Source organism: Streptomyces ortus (assembly GCF_026341275.1).
Taxonomy (GTDB): Bacteria; Actinomycetota; Actinomycetes; order Streptomycetales; family Streptomycetaceae; genus Streptomyces; species Streptomyces ortus.
This window is the reverse complement of record NZ_JAIFZO010000002.1, coordinates 1,663,848-1,680,255: the sequence shown is the minus strand read 5'-3', so window position 1 is coordinate 1,680,255 and position 16,408 is coordinate 1,663,848. Positions and strand designations below refer to the sequence as shown.

Here is a 16,408-nt window from a genome sequence, read left to right as displayed (position 1 = left end):
CGAAAACCGCAGGTGATGTCCGGGACCGACCTCCAATCGGTGCCAGAGAAGCCTCCAGGATTGCCTTCCTGGAGGCTTCTGTATGCCTGGCTCCGTTACGGGAGGCAGGCGTCCCCACCGCGGCTCGACCAAGAACGATTCCCGAGGGCTGCCCGAGAGAATCAGCGCTTGCTCAACACCGCCCGACCTGCACCAACTCGGGCCTTGTCAGGGGCGATTGCCTCTAACGGAATCCGAGTGGCTCCGGTCGAATCGGGGTCGAATCAGAGCGGTTTCCTCTGACTGCCTCAGATCGTCTCTGCAATCCGACCTAGCAGGTCACAGCCGATCCGGACGACGAAGGCACAGGTCAGAAAGGTGCTCAGGAAAACCCGGCGTACAGCCCGACTCGTCTGCCGCTCAGCGTCTTCCGCAGGTCAGATGCCATGTTTGCCGCTTAGGCAAACCCTCGGGGTCGAGTCCGGGTCGAATTCTGGCATTCCGGGTTTCAAACGCAGTCCAGGGCGAGCATGGCGTGGGTACGCTCCACCACAACCGCGTCCTGCTTCCGTGAGTCCTACTACTGAACGCCGGCAGAAGTCGGCTACCCCGGGGGATCGGGACGCGGGTCATGCAGAAGTACGGGATCGTCCAGCACATCACACGGTTCTTCCGGCCGCCGCGTGGTGCAGGACAGCCGCCGGCCACGTTCGCCCGGCAACTGATGGGGCTCTGGCTGTTCGCGCTTGCCTTCGGGGCCGGGCTCACCGCGATCGGCTGGGACGACGAGTTCGGCATGGCGCTGCTGCTCCTCTTTTATGGCGACATCATCGACGGGGTGCGGTACCGCTGGACGGCCATATTTGCCTCGCTAGCAGTCCTGACGGTGGCCGGCCGGCTCACGAGAGCCGCCCTGCCCGGCTCCCTCGACGGTGCCTGGGCGCAGAGCGTCGGCTCCGCTGTCGGTGTCACGCTCGCGCTGGCGGTGACCGCCGCGATCACACGGCTTCCGGAACGCCGACCGCATCGGCCCGCCGCTGGACACGACTCCGGGTCCAGCGGTCAAGACTCTCCGTAAAGGGTGAGGGGCCGCCGATCTCGGTGACAGCAAGCCGGCCCTTGCGATACCTATCGTGCTCCAGCTCCAGCTCCAGGCGGGGGGAGTGGTCCGGACACGAGCTCCGCGCAGGGCGTCTTCTCAGATACGGTCGCGCAGCGCGGCGAAAATCTCCTACGCGTCATGGCACGGCTTGACCCCGCTGCTGTCGTTGACGGCGGTCGAGGCGCTGGCCCATACCCGGCGGACGTAGTCCAGCGGCAGATGCGTCAGCTCGTCGACGGTTCCGCCGGCACGCGCCACATGGCAGGCGATCGCCGCGGTGATCCGATGCCCGTGCTCGGCCGCGCCCTGGTGGTCGCTGCGCAGGGTCAGGGTCCGGCCGTCGGAGCCGGTTCTGCTGTAGCTGCCGGCTGCGTCGTGGCCGGTGAGGTCTCCGAGTAGGATCAGATCGGCGGCGGAGCGGGGCAGCCGGTGAAGGCCCAGCCGGTCCTGCGGGCGGGGAAGTCGACCGTGTACGTCCGCACTTGCTCAGCTCAGCCAGGCATGTTCCGGCAAGGGTGCGTGCGCGCACGCAGTCGCGACGTCGAGGGGCACGCCCAGCATCTGGAGCAGGCGCAGGCACAGCTCGTCCGCGACCTCGCCGTTGTCGAGCCGCGGGTCGGCGTCGAGCATCTGGAGCGTGCCGAGGACCGCGCCGCCCACCGCCATCAGCGCGCGATCGGGATCCCAGCCCACGAACGATCCGTCCTCGGCGCCCTGCCGCAGATCACGGCGCAGCCGCACGACGAGTCCGTCATCCCGCAGGAGAGTCGAAGTGCCGAAGCTGAGGACCAGGCGCACCATCTCCGGCTGGGCGCGCTGGAGCCGGCAGGTCAGGCGAATGCCGAGGGCGAAGGCATCCATGCCCGCGAGTCCCTCGGCGAGCGAGTCCACGAAGGAGCCGAACAACTCCATCGTCTCGTCGACCGCGGCGTCGAACAGGGCTTCCTTGTCGGGAAAGTGGGTGTAGAAGGAGCCGAACCCCATGTCGGCTTCCTCGGTCAGCTCCTGGATGCTGATCGAGGTCCGGCCCGCGGCGAGGGCCCGCCGTGCGACGTCCATCAGCGCCGCCCTCTTCGCCGCCCTCTTGCGTGCGACGCGTGGGGAGACTGTCTCGGTCATGACCATCCTTCTGGTTCTTTCGGGAGCGGGAGCGGGGGCGGGGCGGGCGTCACACCGCGGGTGGCGCTGAGCCGTTTCGACTGCGCGGACCAGCCTGCGAGCAGCCACGCGAGCTCCAGGCCTGCGAACATTGTGATGCACCCGGCGGCGAAAGTGATCCGCGCCGGGCGAGCTGCGCCGCCGGTACGGCATCACAGAGCCGGGGCCCGACACGTATCGGTGCACGGCCCTCCACGGGAGAGGATCCCCGCGCCGGATTGTTCCCTCAACGTGCGTCGACCCATAAAATGATGACGTAATCGAAAATGCTTACGTGATCACACGGTCCACACCAGCCCACAAGCAGGAGCAAGCCATGCATGACCCGATTCCCTCCGTGGCGAGCCGCTCTGACGGGCTGGTTGACGTGCATGCCCACTTCCTGCCGCCCTGGTACGTCGACCTCGCCCGTCGGCACGGCCACGACGTTCCCGACGGGATGCCCGCCTGGCCCGACTGGGACGCCCGCGACCACCTCGCCTTCATGGACGAGCGGCGCATCGCCCGCTCCCTGCTTTCGCTGTCCTCGCCCGGCATCGCACTCGGCCCGGACATCGACCACTCCGTGCTGGCCCGCCGGGTCAATGAGCACGGTGCCGAGGAGGCCGCGCGCCGGCCGGACCGTTTCGGACTGCTCGCCTCCCTGCCGCTTCCCGACGTCGACGCCGCCCTGGCCGAACTCGACCACGCCCTGGACACCCTGGGCGCCGACGGGGTGGTCCTGTCCACCCATGCCGACGGCGTCTATCTGACCGAGTCCCGCCACGAGCCCTTGTGGGCGGCACTCGCCGCGCGCGGCTGTGTGGTGCTAATCCATCCGACCGCGCCCGTGGGATCGCAGTCCACCCGGCTCGGGCTCCCGCTGCCGATGATGGAGTTCCTCTTCGACACCACGCGCGTGGTACTCGGCCTGGCGCTGGCCGGAGTCCTCACCCGCCACCGGGGACTGCGGCTGGTGGTCCCGCACGCGGGCAGTCTGGTTCCGCTCCTGGCGGACCGGGTGGCGCTCTTCCAGCTCGGGACGCGGATGACCCTGCCGCCCGAGGACCCTGAGCACGCCGTACCCGGGGTCGTCGAAGCCCTCGACAACCTGTGGTGGGACCTCGCCGGTACCCCCACGGCCACCCACGTGAACGCGCTCCTGACGCGCTACGGATCCGCACGTCTCCTCTACGGCAGCGACTTCTGCTTCACCCCGCCGATCGCCGTCGACCTTCAGATGGCGCTGCTCGACCAGGTGTGGCCGGCGCTCCCTCCGCTCGACGGCCCCGGCGCTCCCGGCACCCCCGAGCCCTGGCGGGACCTGACCCGCGCCAACGCCGACCGCCTGCTGCGGCGGCCCTCGACCGCCCCGGCCCCCGAACTCCCAGCACGTGCCGACGGCGACAGGTCTCAGGGCTGATCGATCCCGAAGCGGTCCTCACTCACCGCGCCGCCCCGCCGGTCCCCGCCCCCACCGGTCCCGCGGCCACGACGACGCGGTCGGGGTCGACTCGGACCCACCCGACACCAGCTGCCCGCAGCCACCGTGCCAACTGCCGCTCGCCGTCACTGCTCCGCGGATCGACGGTCAGCCACGCGGAAGGAAGGGCGCCCGGCACCGTCGCGAGGTCGACGCCGGGGAGCGCGACGACGGTCGTCCTGTCACCCAGCACCCGGTCGACCAGCACGAGGCCGCCGTCGGGGCCCGGCATGCGTACAAGGGGGAGGAGCGCACCACGTACGGAGCCGGGGGTGCGCCGGAGAACGCGCGGGCCCGGTGTGAGTGCCGGGGTGCGGCTGTCGAGCACGATTCGCCGCACGAATCGGGAGCGCGCGAGCGTGGGCACCAGACAGCGGCGCGCGAGTGCGGCCGTCCATCCGCCACCTGTCATCAACCGGCCCATGGCTTTGGCTCTTCTGATCATGGCCGTGACGTGTGGGCGGCGCTCCGCCTCGTAGGAGTTCAGCAGCTCCGGCGCGTCGAGCCCGTGCGACACCGCGGCCAGCTTCCACGCGAGGTTGTGCGCGTCACGCAGACCCGCGCACAGTCCCTGCCCGATGAACGGCGGCGTGACGTGCGCCGCGTCACCGACCAGAAAGACCCGGCCGTCGCGCCACCGCTGCGCCACGCGGGCCCGGAAGGTGTACTCCGCGGACTTGAGCAGGGTCAACCGGTCGTCGCGAACACCGCGGACCCAGGGCCCGATGAGCGGGCGCAGCGCCGGGATGCTCGCGTAGTCGGTCGGACTCTCGCCTGCGAGGAGTTGGAACTCCCACCGGTAGCGGTCGTGGCCGATACGCATGAAGGTGCCCGCCCTGCGGGTGTCACACACCTGGTGCACACCCTCCCAGGCATCGAGGTCGGGTACGCAGCGGATGTCGACGACCAGCCAGCGTTGCTCGAAACCGAAGTCGACGTTCTGGATGTCCAGTTGGCCGCGGACCGTGCTGTTGGCGCCGTCGCAGGCGATCACGTAGGGCGCCCGCAGGTCCATGGGCGAGCCGTCCGGCCGACGCAGGTGGGCGGTCACGGACGCGGGGTCGGTGGTGTCCAGGCGTACCAGCTCGTAGCCACCGAGGAACGACACCTCGGGGTGGTGCTGAAGGTTGTCCCGTAGCAGGCGTTCGAGGTCCGGCTGATCGAACATGTTGGCCTGCGGAAGGCCCGCGGCCGTTCTCCGTGCGCGGGAGAGGGTCACCAGCTCACGGTGGCGGCCGTCGACGAGCCGGAGGCCCGACGCCGGCCGGGTGAGGGCGGCGAACTTCTCGCCGACGCCCAGCTGGTACAGGATCCGGTAGACCTCGTCGTCGAGGTGGACGGCCCGCGGGAGCGGGTAGACGTCGTGATGGCGTTCGACGACCACGACCCGCACACCCCGCTGCCCCAGCAGGGTCGCCACCGACACGCCCGCGGGGCCGCCGCCGATCACAATGACGTCCCACGGCGCCGAGGGCGAGCCGGTACCGGTCGACGTCACTGTCGCTCCTCCTCTCCTCCGGCTCCGGCACGGATGTCGGCGACGTAGCCGTACGGCGCCTCGACGGGACCGGCGACCTCAGCGCCTCCGGGGAGGTCGCGCGCGGCGAGCGGAATACGTTCGACGGCATGCGGATCGGCGACCGAGGTGAGGGGCGGCAGGTCCGTCGTCACGGTCGACGGGGGCGTGGCGGTCGGCTTCACAGGGCCGCCCTCCGCGCGGGGCCCCGGACGATGTTCGTCTGCTGACCGAGGTCGATCCCCCGTGCGGCGTCGGTGATGGTGGCGGCCACGACATCACCGTCCTTGAGGTAGCGGGGGTTGCGGGCCTGGTTCCTGAAGAACGTCCTCCACTTCACGGCGGTCGGGAGCAGTGCGCCGATCTTCTCCGCCACCGCCCCCGGCGACTTGAGCGCGGTGCCGCCCGGTGTGCCCGTGAGCACCAGGTCGCCGACGTCCAGCGCCTGGAAACGGGCCAGCAGGTTGAGAGCTCGTACGGGCTTGACGATCATGTCGGCGGCGGTGCTGTCCTGGCGTACCTCGCCGTTGACGCTCAAGGTCAGTCGCAGTTTCTCCAGGGCGGCGAGGTCGGCGTCGTCGACGAGGGTGAGGAACGGGCCGACGGGCGTGAACGTCGGGTAGGACTTCGATTCGTAGAACTGTGTCCGCGTCAGCTGGATGTCGCGAGCGCTGACGTCGTTGGTGACGACGAGGCCGGCGACGAACTCGGCGAGTTCACCTTCGTCGATCGACGTGCCGACCTCCATTCGGCGGCCGATCACCAGACCGAGTTCGACCTCGTAGTCGAGGAAGTGGACGTGTTCCGGGCATCGGATGTCCGCCGTGGGCCCGCAGACCGAGCCGGACGACTTGCGGAAGAAGGCCGGTGGCACGGTGTCGGGGTCGAAGCCCGAATCGTGCGCGTGGCTGCGGTAGTTGACCATCTGGGCGACCACACGGGCCGGCACGGTGACCGGTGAGCGCAGCTCGACGTCCGTCAGCCGTGGGCCCTCGGGGTCGGGGGCGTTCGCCGCCTCGTCGACTTCCGACCGGTCGGCGAGGAGCTCCGCGGTGGTGCCCGCCCGGGTCCGGATCGGTGTCAGCCGGCCTTCGTTCTCGACCCACCAGCCGTCGTCGGTACGTGCCACGTTCACACTCATGCCGCCATCGCTTTCGCCAGTGCCTTCAAGGTGTTCCTGTCGATGTCGTTGCCCTCGTCGCGCAGCGCCTTGAGGAGCGAGGCGACCATGCCCGGATTGGGGTTGGTGCCCAGAAAGTCGCGGGAGACCGGTGGGCCCCATTGCGCGAGACCGCTCGCGCTCATGGGCGCCCAGCCGGGTTCGAGTGTGGAGTCGAACAGATCGCCGTCGGCGTAGTGCTCGACCATCATCCGGTCGGGGTCGCGCCAGTAGTCGAAGATCTGGCTCCCCTGGATGTGCCGGCCGATCCCCCACACCCGCCGGTATCCCCGCTCCGAGAGGAACTCCCCGCCGGCCGCGACGGCGTCGAGATCAGTGACTTGGTACGCCGAGTGGACGTAACCGGTGCGCGGCCCCAGGTGCATGGCCAGCGTGTGGTGATCGGCCGGCGACGAGCCGAGGTCGCAGCGGAGGAAGGCCATGGTGGGCCCGCGGTCGCGGAGGTCGTCGAGATAGAGGAAGTCACTCACGATCAGGCCGAGGGCCTCCAGGTACCACGACAGAGCTCGCTGGAACTTCGTCGTCTCCAGCACGACGTGACCGAGCCGCTGTACCTCGGGCGCGGCTCGTGGAACCCGTTGGGGCGTATTGAGCCGGACCGGGTCCGTGCCGGTGTTCAGGCTGAGCGGCGCACGTTCGTCCAGGGCGTCCGGCCGCCGCAGTCCGGCGACGACCCGTACCGGTATGCCGCTCGGATCAGCGAGCTGGACGGCCTGCCCGCTCCCGAACGGAAGGACGTTGGCGCCGTCCCAGCGCGCCAGACGGCGCAGGTCGGAGACGGATTCCGCGACGAACGTCGGACCGACGAACCGGGCGTTCCGACCACGATGGATCACCATGCACGGGGACGCGGCCCATGTCCCGCGCAGCGTGAGCCGGTCCGGCGTGCGCTCGTGGACGACGAGGCCGAAGTCGCGGGCGAATCGCTCGGCGCGGTCCAGGTCGGGCTTCACGAAGTCCAGCCGACCGAGCCCGACGACCTTGATCACGGGGTTCCGGATACGGCCCGGATGTTCACCCCTCAGTGCGCCCAGCTCGCTGTGGAGTCCTTGGTGTGCGTCGACCGGGTGGGTGGTGGCCGGTTGCTCAACCTCGATCACGGGCGAGCCCTTCTTTCGACGAGTGTCCTGGCCGGCTGACGCCGCGATGATGAATCCCAATAATGATTACGTCATCATTTTTGATCCGTCAACGATGATGGGTAATCGATCAGAACGCCGGGCGTGCGGGCTCAGGCGGGACACTCCGGGGAATCTCCGGCGGGCTTCCTCGTACTCTTCGGATCCAGGCTGAAGTCCAGGGCCAGGCCGCTGTCCGTGACGTGCGCGCCGGTGATCGCGGTGCCGTCGGGCAGGTCCTCGACCTCGACGGTGCGAGGCTGGAGCTTGTCCGCCAGCCCGGCGGCCCGGGGCATGGAGGACACCCTCTCCACGGGTATCTCACGGCCCATCACCGTGATGCTCGCGGGCGTGATGGTGACGCTGTTACGCGTGGTGGACAGGTCGGTCACCACGGTGACGGGCAGGCCCACCGTGCCCATGCTCCCGTTGAGGGTGAGGTGGGTGCCGTCGGTGCCGGGCGTCAATCCGCCCTTCGCGTCCGGCAGTTTCTCGCCCAGTTCGCCGTAGGCGATGGTCGCGGTCGCGGTGCCGCCCGACGACGTACCGCTGGTGGACACATCGTGCAGCTGAGCGTCGATGTCCAGCTCCATGCCCTGCCGTTGTACGTCGTCGGCGCTGACGTTCACGTCTCCGACATCGCCGGTGAGGGCCCGCAGGCCGGCGAGGGGCCGGCCGAGGTCGACGGCGACATCCTTCGCGGTGTCGAAGCGGCAGGCGACCATGTCGCCCACGCGCTGTTCCACCTTGTGTTCTATGACGGCGTCGGCCGTCGCGGCCGTTGCGGTGAGGACGGCCAGGCCGATGGCGGCCATGGTGATGCGGCGCTTGTTCACGGGGGATGACTCCGATCCGGGGCAAGGAAGGCTGAGGCGGGTCGCGGGCGGGCGCGCGAGGGTCGCGCGGGCAGCCCTGACGGCCGGCGGGCGCGGACCGCCGTCAGGCGCGGACGGCGATGCGCCGAAGGGTCTGGGACGGCGATGCGCCGAAGGGTCTGGGACGGTGTCCGCTGTCCCGTCAGGGCAGCGCTACTGGACGAGTTCGGTGTGCCGGTTCTTCGAAGGCCCGCGGCCGGGGGCGGTCCGGGCGGTCCCTCTAATCAGGTACTTGCTTGGACTTCTGTCTCGCCGGAGCCGCCCTCGGCCCTCTGGGCAGCCGGACCGTGACGGTGGTTCCGGCGGCGGGGTCGGAGTCGATGCCGACGGTTCCGCGGTGGGCGTGGATCACCGCTTGCACGATGGGAAGCCCGAGGCCCGAACCTCCCTGGGCCTGGTTGCGGCTCGCGTCGGCACGCCAGAAGCGGTCGAACACCCGCGCGAGGTCCGCCGCGGGCATGCCCGGCCCGGCGTCACTGACGGACACGAGCGCTTCGTCCGACGTCATGGTCACACTCACCCGGACAGGGGCGCCGGGAGCGGTGTGCTGAATGGCGTTGCCCACGACGTTGTGGAGCACCTGTTGAAGCCTGGGGCCGTCTCCCACGACCTGAACCGACGGTGGAACGTCAAGGGTGATGGATCGATCGGGTGCGACCACCCGGGCGTCGTCCACCACGTCGGCGGCCAGGGCGGACAGGTCGAGGCGGTCGGAGGAGAGGGGGCGACCGGCGTCGAGACGCGCGAGAAGGGAGAGTTCCTCGACGAGTGCTCGCATACGGCCGGCCTCGGCGTCGACGCGTTCCATGGCGCGGTCCAGGGCGGCGGGGTCGCGGAGGACGCCCTGGTGGTAGAGGTCGAGCCAGCCCGAGATGGTTGCCAGGGGGGTGCGTAGTTCGTGGGACGCGTCGGCCGCGAAGGAGCGGATATTGCTCTCCGCGCGAGCTTGGACGTCGAAGGCGTTGTTGACCGCGGCGGCGAGGCGATCGGTCTCGCTGTGGCCGCCCCGGACGGGCAGGCGCTCCTCCCTGGCTCCCGAAGCGAGCGCGTCGGCGGCGTCGGCCATGCGCCCCAGCGGCCGGAGGCCGTACTTCAGCACCGCCAGGCCGAGGACCGCGGCAAGGACCAGAGTCGTGCCCACGATGCTGGCCTGGCGGGAGATGAAGTCGGTGACGGTGACCCGGTCGAGATCCGTGCGCAGCGCGAGCACGATGGCCGACGCCTCGATCTTTCGGTCCGCGACCGTGATGGTCAGGCCGGGCGTCGGGATACGCAGGGCGATCAGATCGGGTACGCCCGGATGATCGGTGATGTGCAGTACCTGGTCAGGCCGTTCCGCCGTCACGGTGTTGACCGGTTCGGGGACGCCGAAGGCGATCTGCTGCGTCACGTGCCCTTCGGAGTCGATGACCATGACCCCGATCGACGGCGCGGCAAGGGTGGCCAACTGGGCTCCGTCGATGTCTGCGGGAGCCTCCGCGAGACGACGGTGGATGCGGTCCCTGGCGTCGCGCAACGTCGATTCCGCACGCTCGTCCAAGTGGCTGCGCAGGGTGAAGACGCTGGCGACCGAGTTGCCCACCAGGCCCACGATCAGCAGCAGCAGCACTCCGGTCAGGATCCGGGCCCGGATCGTGGCAAGACGGCGGAGGCGGATACGGGGCATTCGGCGCAGCCGGTTCACGCGGAGGGCTCACGCAGGCTGTAGCCGACGCCGCGCACCGTGTGGATCAGCGGCACGCGCCCCTGGTCGACCTTGCGCCGCAGGTTGGAGACGAAGCGCTCGATCACGCCGTAGTCCCCGCCGAAGTCGTACTGCCAGACCGCTTCCAGGATCTGAGAGCGTGTCATGACGTGCTCGGCGTGGGAAAGCAGGTAGCGCAGCAGGCGGAACTCGGTGGGCGACAGGTCGATCGCGTCGCCGTCACGGTGGACGGTGTGGCGTTTGTCGTCCAGCTCCAGTCCGGCGTAGCGCAGGACGCCGTCGCCCTGGCTCCATCCGGCGCTGCCCCGTGACCGCCGGATGAGCGCCTGCAGGCGCGCTCCGACCTCGACGACGCTGAAGGGTTTGACGACATAGTCGTCACCCCCGAGGTGGAAGCCCCGGACACGGTCCTCGATGGCGTCCCTCGCCGTGAGGAACATGACGGGGACGCTGAGCCCCCGCGAGCGCAACAGGTGCAGCACGTCGAAGCCGCTGCCGCCCGGCAGTCCGACGTCGAGCACGATGGCGTCGGGGGTTTCCCGCTCCAGGCTGGTGAGGGCCTGGGGGACGTCGTCGGCGAGCCGCACGTCGAAGCCGACGAAGCCGAGAGCCGAGGCCAGCAGGTCGCGAATGCTCGCGTCGTCCTCGACGACGAGTACCGTATCCGGATCTGTCATGCCGTGCTGCCTTCCTCCACGCCGGCGCCCTCAGGGGTGCGGACCGCTGCCGGTTCCCGCACGTGGGCGGTCTCGCCCAGTGCGGCCCCTTCCACGTCGAGGTCGGGCAGCCACCGGTCCAACCAGGCCGGGATGCGCCAAGCACGGTGGCCCAAGACCGACATTACCGCCACCATCAGCGTCATTCGCACGGCGAAGGCGTCGATCAGCACACCGACGGTGAGCCCCAGGGCGATGGGCATGATGGCCGGATCGTGGGACAGGAGGAAGCCGGCGAAGACCGCGATCATGATCACGGCGGCTGCCGTGACCACGCGGGCCGAGTGCCGTGCGCCGCCGATGATCGCCGCCCGCGGGTCGCGGGTGCGCAGGTAGTCCTCCCGCATGGCCGAGACCAGGAAGACTTCGTAGTCCATGGCCAGGCCGAACAGGACGGCCATCACGATGATGGGTACGAAGCTGAAGACCGGCCCGGTCGTGGGGATCCCGAGGGGGCCGGCGAGCCATCCCCACTGGAAGACGGCGACCACCACACCGAGGGAGGCGGCCACGGACAGGAGGAACCCCAAGGTCGCCTTGACCGGGATGGCGATCGACCGGAACGCCGCCATCAGCAGCAGGACGGACAGCCCGACCACGACGAGAGCGAACGGCAGCAGGGAGGCGCTGAGCTTCTCCGACACCTCGATGCTGACGGCCGTCTGGCCCGTGACGGACACCTCGCTGCCGCTCTTCTCCGCCAGTGGCTCCACGGCGTCCTCGATCCCGGACACGAGGTCGGCGGTCCGCGGGTCGCGCGGTCCGGTGTCCGGAATCACCTGGATACGGGCCGCGGCTCCGTCCGGGGAGTACTCCACGGGCATGGCGCGGGCGATACCGTCCACGCCCCGCAGTTCCGCTGCTGCCCGGCCCGCCGTTTCCTTGAGGGCGGCGCGTTCGGTGTCGGTCACCAGGACGATCAGGGGGCCGTTGGCTCCCGGGCCGAAAGCGTCGCTGACCTTGTCGTAGCTCTGGCGGACCTCGGTCGAGGCCGGTTCGCTGCCGTGGTCGGTGAGGGCGAGCTGGAGTTGTGTGACCGGCAGTGCGAGGGCGGCCAGGGCGAGGGTGACGACGACGAGGGCGCGCCAGGGACGCCGGGCCACCAGCGCGACCCAGCGGGTGCCCAGCGGCGGTTTGCCTTCCGCCTCGCTGCCAGGACGCTCCGCCTGCTCCATCAGACGTGCGACGCGGGAGCCGGGGCCGGGGCGCAGTCGCTCACCCGCTGTCGCCAGCAGGGCGGGCAGCAGACCGAGCGAGGTGAGCGCGGCGACGGCGACGGCGCCCGCGGCACTCACTCCCATGGAGGTGAGCGTGGGTACGTCGGCGACCGCGAGGCCGATCAGGGCGATGATCACGGTGAGGGCGGCGAAGGTGACGGCACTTCCGGCCGTCGCCGTGGCCCGGGCGACGGCCTGACGCACACTGCTTCCGCGGGCGAGTTCCTGGCGGTGCCGGGAGACGACGAACAAGGCGTAGTCGATTCCCACGGCCAGCCCCAGCATGAGCGCCAGGGACGGAGCCTTGCTGGAGATGCTGAACACCGAGGCGAATCCGATCAACCCGGTCATGCTCGTCACCACGGAGATCAGCGCGGTGATCAACGGCATCCCGGCCGAGAGCAGCGAGCCGAAGGTGATGACCAGAACCCCGAGGGCGACCAGGAGGCCGATCGCCTCCATGGGGCTGACCGGCGCTTTCGCCTCCTCGAACGCGTCTCCTCCGAACGTCACCTCCATCCCGGCGGCCCGGCTGCCCGCGGTGGTGTCCTCAAGGGCTTCCAGTACGGAGGCCGGTACCTCCTCGTCGCTCGCCACGGAGAACTCGACGCGGGCCAGGGCCGTCCGTCCGTCGGGGGACACCGCTCCCGTGCGGGCGGGGTCGCTCACGGAATCGACGCCGGGCACCGAACGCACGGCCGCCAGTGAACGCTGCAGTGCTTCCGCCTGGTCCCGGTCCTGGAAGGAGTCGCCGGAAGAGGCCTCGAAGACGATGTCGGCCGTCTGCTGATCACTGGCGCCGAAGTGCTCGTCCATCGTGGCCAGGGATTTCTCCGCGGCGGACCCGGGGATCGTGGACCCGGTCTCGAAGTCACCGGCGAATCTGACGCCCAGGACGGCGATCACGGACACGACGAGCAGCCACAGGGCCACCACGAGGCGCCGGCGGTCGACCGTGATCAACCCCCAGCGATGGAGGAGCGAAGCCATGGTCACAACTCTTTTCTGCAGGGAAGGGCAACGCGTCCATGAAAGGCGGCTTTCCTGAAGGAACAGCCCGCGTAGCCTGACGAAACCCTGAAGGTCGGAAGAGCGGCGGACCCGCCGGACCTTTCCTGCGGATATCCTGACGGTTTGCTGAAGCATTGCCGACGTATGCCCGCAACGTCTCGTCGCCGCCCTACGCTCCTGGACTCGACGGTTCACACAGCCCGTACGGACCGTGTCACCTAAATGCCGTGCAACGACATGCATTTCTAGGAGCGAACGTGTCACCACATTCAGCCATGTCCCGCCGTACGTTCGGCAGGACCGTCGGTGCGGGTGCCGCGACGGTGGCCGGCGGAGCCGCGCTCACCGCGGGCACGGCGGCGACCGCGGCGGCTTCCGCCGCAAAGGCGACAGCCCCCGAGGAGCGCCCTTTCAAGGCTGAGAAAGGCCGGAATTCCGGGCGCCCGAACATTCTCTTCATCCTGGGCGACGACATGGGATGGAGTGACCTTTCGTGCTACGGCGCACGCCACATCGACACTCCGAACCTCGACCGTCTCGCCGCCCAGGGGGTTCGTTTCACCGAGGGGTACGCGGGCTCCGCGACCTGCTCCCCGACGCGCCTCAGCCTGTATACGGGACGCTATCCGCAGCGCATTCCGGCCGGTCTGGAAGAGCCCATAGAGGACACCGACCCCGTCGGTCTGGAACCCACTCATCCGACGCTGGCGTCCCTGCTCAGTGATGCCGGGTACACCACGTCGATGATCGGCAAGTGGCACTGCGGTGAGCTTCCCGACTACGCACCGACCAAGTCGGGATGGGACGAGTTCTTCGGCAACTTCGGCGGCTCGCTGGAGTACTACTCCAAGCTCACCACGCTCGGGGAGTACGGCTTGTACGAGGGCGAGACCGAGTACAAGGACCTGCGTTACTACACGCAGGTTCTTTCCGAGCGCGCCGGCGAGTTCATCACCCGCAAACACGCCGAACCCTGGCTGCTTAACCTCAACTTCACCTCGGCGCACTGGCCGTGGATCGCCGAGGGCGACAAGGAGGAGTCGGCTCGTCTGGAGAAGCTCCTGCGCGAGGTCCCGCCGGAGCAGAAGACGGCTGTCATGGCCCACCTGGACGGCGGCTCCCTCGACACGTACGCGAAAATGGTGGAGGGCCTGGACCGGGCGGTCGGTGACGTACTCCGCGCGCTCGACAAGTCCGGACAGGCCAAGAACACCGTCGTGATCTTCTCCAGCGACAACGGCGGTGAGCGTTACTCCCACAGCTGGCCGTTCTTCGGCGCCAAGCACACGCTGCAGGAAGGCGGTATCCGGGTACCCACCCTGCTGCGTTGGCCCGCACGCGTGGGCGATCACCAGGTCAGCCACGTACCGGTGTGCACGCCCGACTGGACGGCCACCCTGCTGGACGTGGCCGGAGCGCGCCCGGACAGGAACACTCCGCTGGACGGTGTCAGCCTCGCCGGACACCTGCTGGAGGGCGAGGACGCCCCGCGGAGAGACCTCTTCTGGCGGCTGCGGGGAGAACGGGCGCTGCGACGCGGCAAGTGGAAGTACCACTACGCCGAAACCGCGAAGCTCGCGCCGTTCAGCGGGAAGGACGTGCTGTTCGACCTGGAGGCGGACCCGAGCGAGAACGCCAACAAGGCCGGCCAGGAACCGGAACTGCTGGCGGAGCTCAAGGCCGCCTGGGGAGAGATCGACTCAGGACTCCTCCCGTATCCGTCGGGGACACGCACGCCGAAAGCTGAGTCATGACCCGAAGTGAGAGTGCGAGCGACACCCCCGGCGCGGTGGAACCGGCCGGGACGGGTGAGACGTCACGCCGAACCGTCCTGAAGAGTGCGGGAGTTGCCGTGGCCGGAGTCGGGGCGGCAGCGGCCGTCGGTGGACCGCTCGTGGCAAGCCTGACGCACGACGAACCCGCACGCTCCGTGATGCCCGTGGCCAAGGCGCTGCGGATCGACCACGTCACCGTCGTCGATCCGCGGGACGGCAGCAGCCGGCGCGACATGTCCGTGCTGGTGCGCGACGGAAAGATCGCATCCGTGACGGCGTCCGCGAAGGCCGAGGCCACGGCCGAGGTCAAGGTGATCGACGGTGCGGACCGTTTCGCGGTTCCCGGCTACAACAACATGCACACCCACGTCCTGCAGGAGAAGCAGCGGTCGAGACTGTTCATGGCGGCGATGCTGGCCGAGGGAACGACGGGCATGCGCCAGATGGCGGGCTCCGACGACCTCCTGTCGTACCGGCGAGAACGGCGTCTCCCGCTGGGCGCGGACACGCCCGGGTTGCACGCCATGCCCGGCGCTCTGCTGATGCCGTTCAACGCGCCCTCCGTGAGCAGGGCCCGGAGCGAGATCAGCCGGCAGAAGGACCTCGGCGCGGACTTCATCAAGCTCATCCAGGTGGAACGGGAGGTGTTCTTCGACGCTGTCGGCTGGGCGCATGCCAACGGACTGAGGGTCGCGGGCCACCTCCCGCCGACGGTGAACCCGTACGAGGCGTCCGAAGCCGGATTCGACTGCCTGGAGCACCTGGGCACGAACACCAACATCTGGATCGAGACGTCCAGCGACCGCGGCGCTCTGCGCGCCAGAGGGGACACCCCCGGCGCCCTGCCCAACTGGCTCGGATACGTGCCCTTTTCTCAGCGGATCTTCTCAAGCGGCATCGTCACCAAAGCGACCGCGAAGAGACTCCTGAATCCCGCGCTCATGAACTCCGAGGAGACTGTCGCGATTCTCCGGGCCGCGCTCGACTCCTTCGACGAGGACGCGGCCGTCAAGTTGGCGGAGACCTTCGCGAGGAACAGCACCTGGCAGACCCCTACGCTCGTACGGCTGCGCACGCAGTACTTGGCGGACGCTCCCGAGTACGAGAACCACCCCTGGCTGAAGATGGTGTCCGCGGAGGAACGCGAAGCCTTTCAGGAGTCCCGGAGGAAGTTCGTCGACCTGCCTGCTGAGACGCGCTCCACCTACCACCGGTACTACGCCACGACCCTCAAGATGATCAAGATGATGCATGAGGCCGGCGTTCCCCTCATGACGGGCACCGATGGTCCGAGCGCGGTTCCGGGACAGGATCTGCATGCCGAGTTCCAGGAGATGGCCGCGGCCGGGCTGACCCCTTTGGACGTCCTGCGTTCGACGACCACCACGCCCGCGTCGTTCCTCGGACGGTCCAAAAGCATGGGTGCGGTGGCCGTCGGCATGGACGCCGATTTCCTCCTGCTCGATGCCGACCCCCTCAAGAGCGTGGACAACATGACGAAGATCAGCGCCCTCGTACGGGCGGGTCATTTCACCGCGTCGCAAGATATTTCCGCCACCGTCGACCGCCTGCTGTCCGAAGCGGAGGGATGAGC

General features: G+C 69.1%; 14 protein-coding genes. 4 read left to right on the top strand and 10 right to left on the bottom strand.

All coding sequences use genetic code 11. The features are described 5' to 3' along the window. The first annotated feature begins 610 nt into the window (after positions 1-610). Positions 611-1,057 (top strand): hypothetical protein, encoded by a 447-nt coding sequence (locus tag K3769_RS10730; RefSeq protein WP_267026206.1) that lies wholly within the window; start codon positions 611-613, stop codon positions 1,055-1,057. A 153-nt stretch (positions 1,058-1,210) separates the two neighbouring features. Here K3769_RS10730 and K3769_RS10725 read toward each other — a convergent pair whose 3' ends face one another. Together K3769_RS10725 and K3769_RS10720 are read right to left on the bottom strand one after the other, a co-directional pair. Further along, positions 1,211-1,339 carry a hypothetical protein gene (locus K3769_RS10725; protein WP_267026205.1) on the bottom strand — a complete coding sequence of 43 codons (129 nt, stop codon included), beginning with the start codon at positions 1,337-1,339 and terminating at the stop codon, positions 1,211-1,213. A gap of 228 nt (positions 1,340-1,567) precedes the next feature. Further along, entirely contained in the window at positions 1,568-2,200 is a 633-nt protein-coding gene (locus K3769_RS10720; protein ID WP_267026204.1) for a TetR/AcrR family transcriptional regulator, read from the bottom strand. A 355-nt stretch (positions 2,201-2,555) separates the two neighbouring features. Between K3769_RS10720 and K3769_RS10715 the strand changes: the two genes are divergently transcribed. After that, entirely contained in the window at positions 2,556-3,641 is a 1,086-nt protein-coding gene (locus K3769_RS10715) for an amidohydrolase family protein (protein WP_267026203.1), read from the top strand. 22 nt (positions 3,642-3,663) lie between these two features. On the opposite strand, the gene K3769_RS10710 is transcribed toward K3769_RS10715, so the two are convergent. From K3769_RS10710 to K3769_RS10675, 8 genes are all read right to left on the bottom strand, one after another. Next, positions 3,664-5,199 carry a bifunctional 3-(3-hydroxy-phenyl)propionate/3-hydroxycinnamic acid hydroxylase gene (locus K3769_RS10710; protein WP_267026202.1) on the bottom strand — a complete coding sequence of 512 codons (1,536 nt, stop codon included), beginning with the start codon at positions 5,197-5,199 and terminating at the stop codon, positions 3,664-3,666. Then, positions 5,196-5,402 (bottom strand): hypothetical protein, encoded by a 207-nt coding sequence (locus K3769_RS10705; protein WP_267026201.1) that lies wholly within the window; start codon positions 5,400-5,402, stop codon positions 5,196-5,198. The genes K3769_RS10710 and K3769_RS10705 overlap by 4 nt, the downstream gene beginning before the upstream one ends. Further along, complete coding sequence (locus K3769_RS10700) at positions 5,399-6,358, bottom strand: fumarylacetoacetate hydrolase family protein (protein ID WP_267026200.1); 960 nt, start codon at positions 6,356-6,358, stop codon at positions 5,399-5,401. The genes K3769_RS10705 and K3769_RS10700 overlap by 4 nt, the downstream gene beginning before the upstream one ends. After that, positions 6,355-7,494 (bottom strand): VOC family protein, encoded by a 1,140-nt coding sequence (locus K3769_RS10695; protein WP_267031316.1) that lies wholly within the window; start codon positions 7,492-7,494, stop codon positions 6,355-6,357. Before K3769_RS10695 ends, K3769_RS10700 begins: the two co-directional genes overlap by 4 nt. Positions 7,495-7,628: 134 nt before the next feature. Next, positions 7,629-8,351 (bottom strand): LmeA family phospholipid-binding protein, encoded by a 723-nt coding sequence (locus K3769_RS10690; protein ID WP_267026199.1) that lies wholly within the window; start codon positions 8,349-8,351, stop codon positions 7,629-7,631. Positions 8,352-8,610: 259 nt separating this feature from the next. Then, entirely contained in the window at positions 8,611-10,056 is a 1,446-nt protein-coding gene (locus K3769_RS10685) for a sensor histidine kinase (RefSeq protein WP_267026198.1), read from the bottom strand. A 14-nt stretch (positions 10,057-10,070) separates the two neighbouring features. Next, positions 10,071-10,772, bottom strand: coding sequence for a response regulator transcription factor (locus K3769_RS10680; RefSeq protein ID WP_267026197.1), 702 nt, complete (start codon positions 10,770-10,772; stop codon positions 10,071-10,073). Further along, the gene (locus K3769_RS10675) at positions 10,769-13,018 is read right to left on the bottom strand and encodes an MMPL family transporter (protein WP_267026196.1); all 2,250 of its coding nucleotides are present in this window, start codon (positions 13,016-13,018) and stop codon (positions 10,769-10,771) included. Before K3769_RS10675 ends, K3769_RS10680 begins: the two co-directional genes overlap by 4 nt. Positions 13,019-13,314: 296 nt before the next feature. Between K3769_RS10675 and K3769_RS10670 the strand changes: the two genes are divergently transcribed. Both K3769_RS10670 and K3769_RS10665 read left to right on the top strand, forming a co-directional pair. Beyond that, a complete protein-coding gene (locus tag K3769_RS10670) occupies positions 13,315-14,793 on the top strand; it encodes a sulfatase-like hydrolase/transferase (RefSeq protein WP_267031315.1) in 1,479 nt (492 codons plus the stop codon). 140 nt (positions 14,794-14,933) lie between these two features. Continuing rightward, positions 14,934-16,406 (top strand): amidohydrolase family protein, encoded by a 1,473-nt coding sequence (locus K3769_RS10665; protein WP_267026195.1) that lies wholly within the window; start codon positions 14,934-14,936, stop codon positions 16,404-16,406. Positions 16,407-16,408 lie beyond the last annotated feature (2 nt).

Excerpts from the sequence above, each read along its gene's own strand:
- K3769_RS10720 (WP_267026204.1), bottom strand. The coding sequence starts at position 2,200 with ATGACCGAGACAGTCTCCCCACGCGTCGCACGCAAGAGGGCGGCGAAG.
- K3769_RS10675 (WP_267026196.1), bottom strand. The coding sequence starts at position 13,018 with ATGGCTTCGCTCCTCCATCGCTGGGGGTTGATCACGGTCGACCGCCGG.
- K3769_RS10680 (WP_267026197.1), bottom strand. The coding sequence starts at position 10,772 with ATGACAGATCCGGATACGGTACTCGTCGTCGAGGACGACGCGAGCATT.
- K3769_RS10715 (WP_267026203.1), top strand. The coding sequence starts at position 2,556 with ATGCATGACCCGATTCCCTCCGTGGCGAGCCGCTCTGACGGGCTGGTT.
- K3769_RS10670 (WP_267031315.1), top strand. The coding sequence starts at position 13,315 with ATGTCCCGCCGTACGTTCGGCAGGACCGTCGGTGCGGGTGCCGCGACG.
- K3769_RS10685 (WP_267026198.1), bottom strand. The coding sequence starts at position 10,056 with ATGCCCCGTATCCGCCTCCGCCGTCTTGCCACGATCCGGGCCCGGATC.
- K3769_RS10700 (WP_267026200.1), bottom strand. The coding sequence starts at position 6,358 with ATGAGTGTGAACGTGGCACGTACCGACGACGGCTGGTGGGTCGAGAAC.
- K3769_RS10730 (WP_267026206.1), top strand. The coding sequence starts at position 611 with ATGCAGAAGTACGGGATCGTCCAGCACATCACACGGTTCTTCCGGCCG.